Here is an 11,877-nt window from a genome sequence, read left to right as displayed (position 1 = left end):
GCGCGGATGCCCGAGCGACCGCCCGAACCAGAGAACCTGGATCTGGACAAGCCCAACGCGGCCCGGGTCTACGACTACTACCTCGGCGGCAACCACAACTTCGCCATCGACCGGCAGATGGGCGACGAAGCCATCCGGATGTGGCCGGAACTCCCGCTGATCATGCAGGCCAACCGCGCCTTCCTGCGCCGGGCCGTGCAGTACTGCACCGAACAGGGCATCCGGCAGTTCCTCGACCTCGGCTCGGGCATCCCGACCGTCGGCAACGTGCACGAGGTCGCCCAGCAGGCGGCACCTGGCACCCCGGTCGTCTACGTGGACACCGACCCGGTCGCCGTGGCCTACAGCAGAAAGCTCCTGGGGGACAACCCGGACGTCGCGATCGTCCGAGCCGACCTGCGCGAACCGGACCAGGTGCTGGCGGCGCCGGAGGTCACCGAACTGCTGGACCTGAGCCAGCCGGTGGCGCTGATGATGGTCGCGGTGCTGCATTTCGTCGGCGACGCGAATCGGCCGGGTGCGATCGTCGCCCGGTACCGGGATGCGCTGGCACCCGGCAGTTTCCTGGTCATCTCGCACGCCACCGACGAAGGGCGGCCCGACGTCGCCCATCCCCACGCCGAGCTCTACCGGCAGCGCACCACCACGCCGATGACCCTGCGGTCGCGCGCCGCCGTCACCGGGTTCTTCGAAGGGTTCGAACTGGTCGAGCCCGGCGTCGTGCACCTGCCGCTGTGGCGGCCCGTCGCGTCGGCCGACGTCGCGGAGCGGCCCGAGCGGATCACCGGCCTCGCCGGTGTCGGCCGCAAGGTCTGATCAGGAGCGGATTCTGCGCTTGCGGCCGGTGATCTTGTTGTAGATCACCAGCACGATCACCGCGCCGATGACCGAACCGATCCAGCCCGCCGGTTCGAAGCTGCGGATGCCCACCGTGAGCAGGCCGAACAGGAAGCCGCCGACCACCGAACCCGCGATGCCCAGCAGGATCGTCCGGATCAGTCCGATGTCGTCCCGGCCGGGGACCAAGGCTCGGGCGATGAAGCCGGCGATCAGGCCGAAGACGATCCAGCCGAGGATTGTGAAGAACACCGCTGCCACCCTGTCTCGATCGGAGATCTCTTGCGTTCAGCGTACCCGGCATTTCACCGGTGGCTGGTGCGCTGATCGGCTGCGGGTCTGGACTAGCGGGTTTCGAAGAAGAGGATCGTTGCGTACATCAGGCAGCACGGGACGAGTAGTGCGAAGCCGGTCAGCAGGGTGTTCTTCAGGTTGGTGGACCGCGCCAGGCTCATCGCGCCGACCATGTTGGCGTTCGGGAACGGGCCGTAGGTGTCAGCCTTCGACGCGAACAGCAGGACCACGACCCAGGCGCCCGCACCGATCCCGACGCTGGCCGCCAAACCGCCGAAGACCTTGTCCAGCAACACCACCTGCGCGGCGGTCGCACCTGGCACACCGACCCAACCGAGGGCGGCGATGACCAGTGCGAACACGAACGGCGACAGGCCCCGCATGCTGGTGCCGTAGGTGTCGAGCACGACCTGGAAGGGCTGCAGCGCGTCGATTTCGACGAACAGCACGGCCAGCAGCCAGAACAGCAGGAAGATGTGCACCAACCGGGCCGCGCCCGCGTACATCCCAGCGGCGATCCGGGTCGGGCTGAGCCCACCCGCCAGTCCGGCCACGATGCCCAACACCGGCAGTGCAAACAGCGGAAACGTGGTGCCCGCCCCGGAAATGACGGCGTAGCCGACGCTGGTTAGCAGGGCGATGCCGAACGCCACGGTCGCGCGGGTGCTGCCCGCCACCGGTTTCTCGTCGGCGGCACCGAGATCGGCGGCGTCGTAGTGATCGGCCGTCCCCTCGGTGCGCCGCTGCATCCACGGCACCAGGAACAGACCGGCGATCAGCGACAGCACCGCCAACGGCCCCGCGCCGTAGAGGAGGTACTGCGGGTAGCCGACCTCGGCGGCGCTCATGATCGCGACGTTGGAACCGGCGAACGGTGCGAGCGCGAGACCCGCGCAGCCGCCGATGAACATCATCGAGGCCGTCGCGGAACGGGTGAAACCGAGCCTGGCGACCACGGGAAGCAGCAGCGGTGCGGCGATCGCCAGCGCACCGGCCAGCGTGCCGAGACTGGCGACGAGGACCAGGCAGGAGATCATCACCCCGAGCGTCACGGCGGTGCGGTTGCGTTCACCGACCACCCGCATCACGGCGCGCACGATGGTGGCCGCGATGCCGGTGGCGCGCAGGATCTCGCCGACTCCGGCACCGAGCATGATCACCAGACCGATCACGGTGACCTGGTCGCCGAGCGACTCGCCGAGCAGGTCACCGATCTGCGCCGGGGTGGGCAGCATGATCAGCAGTGCGGAGATCACCGCGACCACCGTGGCTACCAGGATGTCCATGCCGACCAGCGCGAGCACCGCGTAGAGCACGATCGGCACCAGCCCCCACAACGTCGGGGCCTGCGCGAAAGGGCCCACCACTGCGGACAGCGCAAGCCCGGTGATGGCAGCGGCGGCGGTGATCAGAGTCCTGGCTCGGGACCGGCCGGTCGGGGCGTCGACGGCGGAACTGTCCACAGTGGTCATGGGGCTGCTTTCGGTGGTGCTGACAGGACTGTGGAACGCCGGACGACGCGCTCCGGTGCAGATCATGCCCGGTACGCAGATCATGCCCGGTACGCAGATCATGCAGGGTGTCGGCGGATTCGTCCAGGAGCACCGCGAACGGTTCCGCTGCCTAGCGCGTCGCCGGGACGAGCTCCGCGTACGTCGCCGCGCAGATCTCGTTGCAGCGGCGCACGATTTCCCGCGCCGTCGCCCCGCGCCGGACCATCGGGTGGACCGCCTCGGCAACTCTGCGGTGCGCCACCGGGTATCCGGCGTCCCGGGGCCGCATGAAGGCGCGCTCCACCGTTCGCTGCGTCGCCGAGAAGAATCCGCCCGCCGCCGCGTCCACGTCCGGATCGGTCCACGCCGCCCGGTTGCCGGGCTGGCCACCCGCCCGGACGTATTCGCCGCGCTGGCATTCGGCGCTGCCGACGTGCGCCAAGAACTCGGCCGCGGCGTGGGTTTGCTCGCTGGTCGCCGAGATCGCCAGGCCCGCGCCGCCGAACAGCGATCGGGCGTTGCGCCGCGCCGAATCGGGCATCATCGGGATGGCGGTGCACGACACCAGCAACCCGGTGTACAGCGACATCCTGGTCGGCGCCCAGCAGGAAGCCAGCGCCTCCGGATACGCCCTGCTGCTCGCCGACGCCGAGGAGCTGGCCCGCAGCGATCAGACCTTCGAACGCCTCGTGCGCGGCAAGCGCATCGACGGACTGCTGTTGCAGCGCGGCAGCAGCACCGCTGATGCGACCATCGCCAAGATCGCCGCCACCCGGCTGCCGTTGGTCCTGGTAAACGACCGCACGCGCGGTGCGGTCGGCAGCGTGGCACTGGACGACGACGCCGCGACCTACCTGGCGACGCGGCATCTCGTCGAGCTGGGGCACACCGCGATCGCACACCTCAAGCTCGGTGCCCCGAAAGCCCGGTCCGAGGCCCGCGTCCGGGGCTGGCGGCGCGCGCTGCACGAGGCCGGGCTGGCGGATGGCCCGCAACTGCGCGGCGGGCACACCCCCGAGGAAGGCGCGGCGGCGCTGCACCGCCTGCTCGCGGCGGACGGGCCACCAACCGCCATCGTGGTCAGCAACGTGCTGGCGGCGGTGGGCGCGATGACGGCGGCGCGGGAAGCGGGCCTGCGGATTCCGGAGGACCTGTCGATCGTGGCCGTGCACGACGTCTTCTTCGCCACCCACCTCTCCCCGCCGCTGACCGTGGTCCGGCTGCCGCTGCGCGAACTGGGGCGGCGCTCGGTCGCGGCGATCCTCCGGCAACTCGAAGGCGGCCCGCCGCAGCACGAGATCATCGACGAACTCGCCCCCGAGCTGGTCGTGCGCGGCTCCACCGCCGAGCGGTGAGCCTGAGCGGAGCTACTTAACTCTTCCGAGTGACTTAAACTCCGTGGTCAGACGATATGACCGTGCGCTGGTCGGAGGTGGAAGCGGAATGTGGGAGCGGCTGACGCCGGGCTCGGTGGCCAACCAGGTCGAGCAGCAGATCACGCAGGCCATCGACTCGGGCCGGTTCGCCCCCGGCGACCGGCTGCCACCGGAGCGCGAGTTCGCCGAACTGCTCGGGGTGAGCCGACCAACGGTGCGCGAAGCGATCGGTGCGCTCAAGGCCAGGGGCGTGGTCCGGGTGCAGCACGGCCGCGGCGTGTTCATCGCCGAACCCGAGACGGCCCGCGAACTCCGCGAGGCCCTGGCCACCCAGCGGCACTCGATAAGCGAGCTGTTCGCGATGCGCGAGGTGCTCGAAGTACCGGCCGCGGGCTGGGCCGCCGAGCGCCAGGACACCGAGGCGCTGCAACGGGTTTCGGACGTGTTGCGGGCCATGCAGGAGGCCGCTGAGCAGGTGCCGCGCGACTTCGACCGGCTGCAACAGCTCGACGCGGCGTTCCACCTGGCCATCGTGGAGGCCGCGGGCAACAAGTTCCTCCAGCAGACGCTCGGCGTTCTCCAGGACATCCTGCACGAGGGCATGCAGACCACGCTGATGGTGCCCGGCCGGGTGGAGAAGGCTCGCGAGGACCACCAACGGATCCTCGACGCGCTGCTCGCCGGAGACCCCGAAGCGGCCCGCCAAGCCGCTCTGCACCACGTGCACTCGGCCCGCGCCACCGCCATGCGGCGCCTGGCCGAACGTGCCGAAGGCGATGGGATGCGCGGCTGATCAGGCCGATGCGAATGTCCTCGCGGGATCAAAGCGAATCGGATTCGCGCAACGGGTGCGCCGCGCGGGCGCGCGCCAGCAGGCTGCGCACCGCGGCCACGACATCGGCATCGTGATCGGCGAGCCAGGTCAGCATCGCGTGATCGCGGCTGTCCAGATCGACGCCGTCGAGCGGGGCGCGCAGCATCGCCAGGTTCACCGCACACCTGCGGGACCGGGCATCCCGCCAACCGCTCGCTTCATCCGGCGCCCACGGCAGATTCGCGACCTGCAACAGCCGACGGACACTCCGGTCGGCGGGATCGACTTCCAGCGACTTCTCCACGGCACCATCCACGGCAGCGGCTCCCCGCCTGCGTCATCCCGACTCACGTCCTGGAATACCACCACGACGAAACACCGTGCGTTTCGCTGATGCTGCCGGTTCCGCACCCGGTCGGCCACCCACCCAGCACCGCAAGATCGGTGACACCGCAGTTCATGGCGCCATCCCACCGACCAAGGACCAACCATGTGGGTGATGTTCGGCGGCGAAAAACCTTCCTTGCAGCGCCTAGACTTCCGGCTCGTGACTGCACGACCGCACACCTCGACCGAGGCAGCGCTGCGCGACGCGGTGGACACAGCCCTGATCGACTTACTCACCGCGCGGCACACCCCCGCTGACCGGGCCAACCGCGAGTTGGCCCGCGCGGTCGACCTGCTCGACCAGCACCCCCAGATCAGGATCACCGCTGACGCCGCGAGCGCAGTCCGCACCGCCGCCGAACACCTCGCCCACGGCAGCGCCGACGACGCCCGCACCGCCCTGGTAACCGCCCGCGGCCAGCTGGCCGCACCCGGCTCACGGCTCAACGCCGCATCCCGCGACGGCGACTGAGCAGCGAATTACTGCGGGACGGGCTCACCCCGCGGCCGGGGCTCGCGACTGACATCGCCGCGAAGCCGGTCGGCCAATTCGTCGAGGAACCAGTCGAGCACCGACTCGGCTACTTCCGCGTCGGCGGTCGCGCCCCTGCCCAGGGCTTCCTTGCGCGCCCGCCCGAAAATTCGGATCTCCTCGCACAGTTGCTCGTACGGGAGATCGCTGCACCTCGTGACCAGATCCATTCCAGACCACTCCCGTGGTCAATCGAGGGGTCAGAGACTCGCGGTATGGCGTGCCTCTGACCTCTCGCCCCCAGTTGTAAATCCCCGAACCAGGTCGAGGAAGTCGCCGATCGGCTCTTACGTGCGCACCTGATCCCAAGATAGCGGCCTACGACGACGATTTCCTCCCCCAAACGGGGATATGTTGGAAATTTTCCGCCGAACACTCCCGGCCGAGAATCTGGGAAAAATTCGGATATTCGGTGAACCACTTCGCCTGCCGCGCGTCCTACGGAGGAGTGAGATCGCACCGATGGAGGATCATGTCCGACAAGCCGAGCCAGGCGCCGCAGCCAGCTGACCCAGCCGGGCGGGAGGTGACACCCGAAGCCACCGCCGAGCCGGTGGCGATCGAGTCGCCGGAGCCTGCCGAGCATTCCGAGAGCACGCCGGACACCGAGCCCAAGGCGATCCCCGTCGGCGCAGCGGCGACGTTGCCCCCGATGCAGCCGATGCAGTCCCCACCGGTACCGATGGCCCCGATCGCGCCGCAGCCCTGGCCCGCCGGAGGTGGATATCCGTTGCCGCAGCCGGTGCCGCCGATGTTCGACGACTTCTGGCCCAGGCCGGGTCTTTCCGGGGCACCGGTGGCGTTGCTGGCGGCGCTGATCGGCGGTGCCGCTGCCGCGGTCTTCCTGCCGCTGGACAGCCCTGGAATCGGCTGGCCTTTGGTCGGGTTGACCACCGCTGCGGGCCTGTTCCTGGTGGGGCGCAAGGCCGAGAAGAAGGTCCACATCGGACAGTTGTGTTGGGCTTCAGTGGCGCTGCTGCTGCTGGCCGTGTGCGCCTTCCGCGCGGCCGGCTGGCTCATCACGTTGTGCGTGCTGACCGCAGCGGTCGCCGGAATGCTCGCGGTCTCCGGCGGGCGCAGCGTGCGGGCCTTCATGATCGCCGCCATCGCGATCGAGGTGGCGGCGTTCCGCGCCCTGCCATGGACGGTGCGAGGGGTGCGGCAGCACGCGCCGGGCAAGGGCGGACTGCGGCTGGTCGCCTCCCTCGTGGTCGCGCTGCTGCTGCTGGTCGTCTTCGGCGCGCTGTTCGCCGGTGCGGACGACAACTTCGCCAACCTGGTCTCCACCGTGCTGCCCAGCCTCGACGAGGAAACCTTCTTCCGCTGGACGCTCGTGTTCGCCTTCTTCGGCTTCGCCGCGCTCGGCGCCGCGTTCACGTTGCTCCGGCCGCCGGAAGTGGCGGAGCGGACCACCGAGGTCAAGACCCTGCGCCGACTCGAATGGGCGCTGCCGATCGGCCTGCTGGTGCTGCTGTTCGCGGCGTTCATCGCGGTGCAGAGCACCCCGATGTTCGGCGGCGACCAGCACGTGCAGCACACCGAACGCCTGACCTACGCGGACTACGCGCGCAGCGGTTTCTGGCAGTTGATGGTGGTCACGATCCTCACCCTGCCGATCATCGGCGCCGCGGCGCGCTGGGCACCCAAGAACACCAGGTTCGACCGCAATCTGCTGCGCGGGCTGGTCGGCGTGCTCGCGGTGCTGACGCTGCTGATCGTGGTCTCCGCGCTGATCCGCATGTGGACCTACCAGGACGCCTACGGCTACACCGTGATGCGCCTGCTGGTGATGTGCTGCGAGCTGTGGCTGGGCGTGGTGTACCTGCTGGTCATCGCCGCCGGTGTCCGCCTGCGGGCGAACTGGCTGCCCACGGCGGTCGTCGGCACGGCCATGGCGGCGCTGCTGGCGCTGGCGGCGATCAACCCCGAGGGGCTGATCGCCGAACGCAACATCGCCCGCTTCCAGGCAACCGGCAAACTCGACGACTGGTACCTCAAGGGGTTGTCCACCGACGCGCTCCCCGCCCTGCGCAACCTGCCGGATCCGCAACGCGGGGACATCATCACCGAGATCACCTACGGTCTCGACGACATGACCTGGCGCTCCTGGAACCTCTCCCACCAGTTGGCCGCAGCGCAGCGCTGAGTCGCCGAAGCGGACTCGCCCGCCGGAAATCCACTTCCGGCGGGCCACCGCGGTCAGCCCAGTTCGCCGAGCCGCTCGCGGTACTCCTCGGAACTGAGCTCGCCTCGGGCGTAGCGCTCGGCGAGGACTTCTTTCGCCCGCCCGACGCCGGAGCGCGGCCTGCCCCGAACCGCCAACCAGATCACCGTGCCGATCAGTGCGGCGATCAACACCAGGAAGAACAACCCGATCAGCCACCCCGGGCCGCCGTGCGGTCCGGGCCAGCCGGGGTTGGGACCCCACTGGGCCAAGAACTCGGTCAACATCGCTGCTACCTCCGAAGCCGCTGGGCTGCTTGCCGGTCCAGCTTCGGCTCGACGGGTGCCCATGTCGTCGGTCGGCGGGCGACACTTGAACTACCGCGCGGGGCGTAGCGGGCAGGCCGGGTGTTGACGTCCTTCCGCAGCGGCAGCCACCATTGCGCCATGCGCAAAGGGATGCGCTATGAGCAACATCGCTGTGCACGTTGGGAGTTGCCGATGCGGATCCTCCTCGCCGACGCCTTTCCCGCGACTTACCTGGCCGAGCTGGCCGAACGCGGTCACGACTGCGACTACCGGCCGGAGACCACCACCGACCAGCTCGCCGACCGGCTCACCGGCCGCGCCGTCCTGGTCGTGCGCAGCACCGAGGTCCCGGCGTCGGTGCTCGAAGCCGCCGACGCGCTGCGGATGGTCATCCGGGCCGGATCCGGCACCAACACGATCGACCGCGAAGCCGCGTCCCGCCTGGGGATCTGCGTCTGCAACGTCCCCGGCCGCAACGCGATCGCGGTCGCCGAACTCGCCTTCGGGCTGCTGCTCGCGCTGGACCGCAACATCTGCGACAACGTCACCGACCTGCGCGCCGGGCACTGGGACAAGAAGCGCTACTCCCGCGCACGCGGCATCCTCGGACGGCGGATCGGCGTCATCGGTTTGGGCCGGATCGGGCTCGCGTTCGCCGAGCGAGCCGCCGCATTCGGCACCGAGGTGTACGCCGTCGCGAAACCGGATCGCAGCCCGCGGACCCTGGAGCGCGCTCGAACGATCGGCGTGCGCTTCGTCGAGGACCTGACCGCGCTCGCGCAGACCTGCGACGTCCTGTCCCTGCACCTGCCCGCCACCGACACCACCCGGCACCTGGTCGATGCCGACCTGCTCGCCCACGTGCGGCCGGGCACGATCCTCATCAACACCTCGCGAGGCGAGCTCATCGACGAGGACGCGCTCATCGAGGCGATGGAGAGCAAGGGAATTCGGGCTGGTCTGGACGTCTTCGCCGACGAGCCAGCGACCGGCACCGGGACCATCGGGTCTCGCCTGGCCAAGCATCCGGGCGTCTACGGCACCCACCACATCGGCGCCTCCACCGAGCAGGCCCAGCAGTCGGTCGCCGCCGAAGTGGTGCGCATGGTCGAAGCCTTCGAGTCGGGCACCGTGCTGCACTGCGTTAACTGCAATCAGGGGGTCAACTGCGACCAGATGCGATCCCCGCGGCCCGCAACGCATTCCGGCGACCACTCGTGAACGCCCCGCCGATCCGGCCGGACGCGCCGGAACAACACGGTGGCGCGGGGATCACCGCACGGCCGCCGCGAGTGCTGATCAACGGTCACCGCGCCGACCGCGCACTCGTGGTGTACCGGCTGGAGATCGGACCGCACCGGCAAACCGGAGTGGTGGTCGAGGTGTCGATCGACGACTACCGGTCCGGCCGGATCCGCGGCCACGAAGCCACCCAACCCGACCGGGTGCGCCAACTCGACGAGCTGGCCGAGACCACCGGAGTCGAGCAGATGCCGGTGATGCTCGTCCACAAAGGACATCTGCGCCTCCGGCTCGCCGAGATCACCGCCGGAACACCGGACGTTCGGCTGACCAGCGAGGGCGTCACCCACTCCATCTGGATCCGGCACACCGCAGAGCTGGCGCACGCGCTCGGACACGAGTTCAGCCGCATCAGCACGCTCTACATCGCCGACGGTCACCACCGGATGCGGGCCGCCGAGCGCTACGCCGAGCGCCGACGGCAACTCGGCGGGCACCACCCCAGCGCCTTCACCCTGGCGGCGCTGTTCCCGAGCGACGAGATGCGCATCCTGGCCTACCACCGCTGCTTCGCGATGGCGGCGGGGACCTCCCCCGAGGACGTGCTCGCCCGGCTGGCCGCACAACCCGTGACGGCGCGCATCGAAGAATCCAGCGCAGCGGAGACCGAACCAGGTGTCGCGGCGGTGGGACTTGGTACCCGGTGGTACCGGCTGTCGCTGCGCACCCACCGCGAACCGGGCGCGAGGCTGGACGCCTTCGCCATCGACGAAGATCTGCTGCCGAAGCTGCGCGACCTCGTCGACCACGAGGTCCCGACCGCCTCCGACCGGTACCAGTCGATGGAAAACTGCTGGTGCGAGGGCGAAACCGGGATCCGCCTGATCGCGCATCCGCCCACCATCGATGAGGTGATGACCACATCGGACGCGGGTCTGCTGATGCCGCCGAAGTCGACCTGGTTCGACCCGAAGCCGAACCCCGACCTGTTCCGCCGTCCCCTCAGCTGGAGCTAGTGTGCTGGTAGAGGGCAGGTGAAACGTGCTTTCGGGACTACCCCGAGACGGCAGGAGGCAGGAGTGCGGCCATCGACGCGAACCGTCGCGGAAAGCGGACGAAACCGGCAGGATCCGGCGCACCGGGACTGGAGCGACCGGCTGGCCCGGCGCACCGCCGGTGAGGATGGTTCGATCACCGCGATCCTGGCGCTGGCCAACGCACCTGACGTCCTCAACTTCTCCGGCGGCTTTCCCGCCCCGGAGATGTTCCCCACTGAGATCGTCGGTGACCTCGCGGCGGGGCTGTTCCGCGACGACGCCGCGATCGCCATGCAGTACACCGCCAGCCAGGGCATCGAGAGCACCCGGGCCGCGATCGCCGACCACCTGTCCAGCATCGACGGGCGGCGGCCGGCCGACGACGAGTTGATGATCACCAGCGGCGGGATCGACGCGGTCACGCTGATCGCGCGGAGCATGCTCGACCCCGGCGACGTGGTCGCGGTCGAAGAACCGACCTACCTCGGCGCGGTGACCGGGTTCACCGGCTGGAACGCGGTCATGCGCGGCCTCCCGATGGACGAGGAAGGCCTGGTCGTGGCGGCGTTGGAGGAGCTGATCGAGTCCGGGGTCCTGCCGAAGCTGATCTACGTCATCCCGGAGTACCAGAACCCGAGCGGGCGGGTGCTGAGCGAGTCGCGGCGCCGCGCGCTGATCGAGGTGTGCCGCCAGCACGGTGTGCTCATCGCCGAAGACGTCGCGTACCGCGAACTCCGCTTCGCGGGCGAGCGGCTGCCCAGCCTGTGGTCGATGGCCCCGGATTGCGTGGTGCAGCTCGGCACCTTCTCGAAGACCTTCTTCCCCGGTGTGCGGATGGGCTGGGCGGCCGGACCGCCCCAGGTCATCGCGCAGCTGAGCGTCGCCAAGCAGAACTCCGACCAGTGCGCCGGGGCGCTCGGGCAGCGCCTGGTGGAGGCCTTCCTGCGCGGTGGCCACTTCGACGACCAGGTGAGCCGACAGCGGGACTTCTACCGAACCCGCGGGATGGCGATGGACGCGGCCCTGCGGCGCCACCTGCCCGATGACGTCACCTGGACGACCCCGACCGGGGGATTCTTCTGCTGGGTCGGCATTCCCGGCGTGGACACCGAGGTCCTGGCCCAGCTCGCCCGGGAGAACCAGGTCGCCTTCGTGCCCGGTGCGCCGTTCTTCGCCGAGCGCGTCGAGAACCACTTCGCGCGGTTGTCCTTCAGCCGCGCGACGGAAGCGGAGATCGACGAAGGCATCGCCCGCATCGCCAAGTCCATCCAGTCGCTGCGCGCCCGTCGCACCACCTGAGCCCGCCCGGGCGGCGACTGGATGTAGCGGCGGATAAACTTGAGTTCACCATGGCTTGCGGCGCAGTTCGTTGCCCGACGGCTGCTTTGCCGGT

General features: G+C 69.5%; 14 protein-coding genes. 8 read left to right on the top strand and 6 right to left on the bottom strand.

Annotation, left to right across the window (positions count from 1 at the left end; genetic code table 11):
• Positions 1-6 precede the first annotated feature (6 nt).
• The gene (locus tag ACTWQN_RS17315) at positions 7-816 is read left to right on the top strand and encodes an SAM-dependent methyltransferase (RefSeq protein WP_443204515.1); all 810 of its coding nucleotides are present in this window, start codon (positions 7-9) and stop codon (positions 814-816) included.
• Here the strand turns inward: ACTWQN_RS17315 and ACTWQN_RS17310 are convergent, their stop codons facing one another.
• The 3 genes from ACTWQN_RS17310 to ACTWQN_RS17300 all read right to left on the bottom strand — a co-directional run bounded on the left by ACTWQN_RS17310 (position 817) and on the right by ACTWQN_RS17300 (position 3,168).
• Positions 817-1,089, bottom strand: coding sequence for a GlsB/YeaQ/YmgE family stress response membrane protein (locus tag ACTWQN_RS17310; RefSeq protein WP_443204514.1), 273 nt, complete (start codon positions 1,087-1,089; stop codon positions 817-819).
• Positions 1,090-1,181: 92 nt separating this feature from the next.
• The gene (locus ACTWQN_RS17305; RefSeq protein WP_443204513.1) at positions 1,182-2,603 is read right to left on the bottom strand and encodes a Na+/H+ antiporter NhaC family protein; all 1,422 of its coding nucleotides are present in this window, start codon (positions 2,601-2,603) and stop codon (positions 1,182-1,184) included.
• Between the two features lie 151 nt (positions 2,604-2,754).
• Positions 2,755-3,168 carry a type 2 periplasmic-binding domain-containing protein gene (locus ACTWQN_RS17300; RefSeq protein ID WP_443204512.1) on the bottom strand — a complete coding sequence of 138 codons (414 nt, stop codon included), beginning with the start codon at positions 3,166-3,168 and terminating at the stop codon, positions 2,755-2,757.
• A gap of 4 nt (positions 3,169-3,172) precedes the next feature.
• Here ACTWQN_RS17300 and ACTWQN_RS17295 point away from each other — a divergent pair, with 4 nt between their 5' ends.
• Positions 3,173-3,979: a LacI family DNA-binding transcriptional regulator gene (locus ACTWQN_RS17295; RefSeq protein ID WP_443204511.1), complete on the top strand. Its 807-nt coding sequence runs from the start codon at positions 3,173-3,175 to the stop codon at positions 3,977-3,979.
• Positions 3,980-4,067: 88 nt separating this feature from the next.
• A complete protein-coding gene (locus ACTWQN_RS17290; protein WP_443204510.1) occupies positions 4,068-4,793 on the top strand; it encodes a FadR/GntR family transcriptional regulator in 726 nt (241 codons plus the stop codon).
• A 28-nt stretch (positions 4,794-4,821) separates the two neighbouring features.
• On the opposite strand, the gene ACTWQN_RS17285 is transcribed toward ACTWQN_RS17290, so the two are convergent.
• The gene (locus ACTWQN_RS17285; RefSeq protein WP_443204509.1) at positions 4,822-5,130 is read right to left on the bottom strand and encodes a hypothetical protein; all 309 of its coding nucleotides are present in this window, start codon (positions 5,128-5,130) and stop codon (positions 4,822-4,824) included.
• Positions 5,131-5,361: 231 nt separating this feature from the next.
• Here ACTWQN_RS17285 and ACTWQN_RS17280 point away from each other — a divergent pair, with 231 nt between their 5' ends.
• Complete coding sequence (locus ACTWQN_RS17280) at positions 5,362-5,673, top strand: hypothetical protein (protein ID WP_443204508.1); 312 nt, start codon at positions 5,362-5,364, stop codon at positions 5,671-5,673.
• Between the two features lie 8 nt (positions 5,674-5,681).
• On the opposite strand, the gene ACTWQN_RS17275 is transcribed toward ACTWQN_RS17280, so the two are convergent.
• A complete protein-coding gene (locus ACTWQN_RS17275) occupies positions 5,682-5,903 on the bottom strand; it encodes a hypothetical protein (protein WP_443204507.1) in 222 nt (73 codons plus the stop codon).
• 302 nt (positions 5,904-6,205) lie between these two features.
• Between ACTWQN_RS17275 and ACTWQN_RS17270 the strand changes: the two genes are divergently transcribed.
• Entirely contained in the window at positions 6,206-7,879 is a 1,674-nt protein-coding gene (locus tag ACTWQN_RS17270) for a DUF4153 domain-containing protein (protein ID WP_443204506.1), read from the top strand.
• A gap of 53 nt (positions 7,880-7,932) precedes the next feature.
• Here ACTWQN_RS17270 and ACTWQN_RS17265 read toward each other — a convergent pair whose 3' ends face one another.
• Positions 7,933-8,184, bottom strand: a complete 252-nt coding sequence (locus ACTWQN_RS17265; protein WP_443204505.1) for an SHOCT domain-containing protein — start codon at positions 8,182-8,184, stop codon at positions 7,933-7,935.
• Positions 8,185-8,397: 213 nt separating this feature from the next.
• Between ACTWQN_RS17265 and ACTWQN_RS17260 the strand changes: the two genes are divergently transcribed.
• The 3 genes from ACTWQN_RS17260 (at position 8,398) to ACTWQN_RS17250 (ending at position 11,783) form a co-directional block, all read left to right on the top strand.
• The gene (locus tag ACTWQN_RS17260) at positions 8,398-9,426 is read left to right on the top strand and encodes an NAD(P)-dependent oxidoreductase (RefSeq protein ID WP_443204504.1); all 1,029 of its coding nucleotides are present in this window, start codon (positions 8,398-8,400) and stop codon (positions 9,424-9,426) included.
• Positions 9,423-10,463 carry a DUF1015 family protein gene (locus ACTWQN_RS17255; protein WP_443204503.1) on the top strand — a complete coding sequence of 347 codons (1,041 nt, stop codon included), beginning with the start codon at positions 9,423-9,425 and terminating at the stop codon, positions 10,461-10,463. Before ACTWQN_RS17260 ends, ACTWQN_RS17255 begins: the two co-directional genes overlap by 4 nt.
• Positions 10,464-10,526: 63 nt before the next feature.
• Positions 10,527-11,783: an aminotransferase-like domain-containing protein gene (locus tag ACTWQN_RS17250; protein ID WP_443204502.1), complete on the top strand. Its 1,257-nt coding sequence runs from the start codon at positions 10,527-10,529 to the stop codon at positions 11,781-11,783.
• Positions 11,784-11,877: the final 94 nt, after the last annotated feature.

Source organism: Saccharopolyspora antiqui (genome assembly GCF_052246905.1).
Taxonomy (GTDB): Bacteria; Actinomycetota; Actinomycetes; order Mycobacteriales; family Pseudonocardiaceae; genus Saccharopolyspora.
This window is presented reverse-complemented; position numbering and strand designations above follow the sequence as displayed.

Excerpts from the sequence above, each read along its gene's own strand:
- ACTWQN_RS17300 (WP_443204512.1), bottom strand. The coding sequence starts at position 3,168 with ATGATGCCCGATTCGGCGCGGCGCAACGCCCGATCGCTGTTCGGCGGC.
- ACTWQN_RS17260 (WP_443204504.1), top strand. The coding sequence starts at position 8,398 with ATGCGGATCCTCCTCGCCGACGCCTTTCCCGCGACTTACCTGGCCGAG.
- ACTWQN_RS17305 (WP_443204513.1), bottom strand. The coding sequence starts at position 2,603 with ATGACCACTGTGGACAGTTCCGCCGTCGACGCCCCGACCGGCCGGTCC.
- ACTWQN_RS17295 (WP_443204511.1), top strand. The coding sequence starts at position 3,173 with ATGGCGGTGCACGACACCAGCAACCCGGTGTACAGCGACATCCTGGTC.
- ACTWQN_RS17270 (WP_443204506.1), top strand. The coding sequence starts at position 6,206 with ATGTCCGACAAGCCGAGCCAGGCGCCGCAGCCAGCTGACCCAGCCGGG.
- ACTWQN_RS17290 (WP_443204510.1), top strand. The coding sequence starts at position 4,068 with ATGTGGGAGCGGCTGACGCCGGGCTCGGTGGCCAACCAGGTCGAGCAG.
- ACTWQN_RS17315 (WP_443204515.1), top strand. The coding sequence starts at position 7 with ATGCCCGAGCGACCGCCCGAACCAGAGAACCTGGATCTGGACAAGCCC.
- ACTWQN_RS17275 (WP_443204507.1), bottom strand. The coding sequence starts at position 5,903 with ATGGATCTGGTCACGAGGTGCAGCGATCTCCCGTACGAGCAACTGTGC.
- ACTWQN_RS17265 (WP_443204505.1), bottom strand. The coding sequence starts at position 8,184 with ATGTTGACCGAGTTCTTGGCCCAGTGGGGTCCCAACCCCGGCTGGCCC.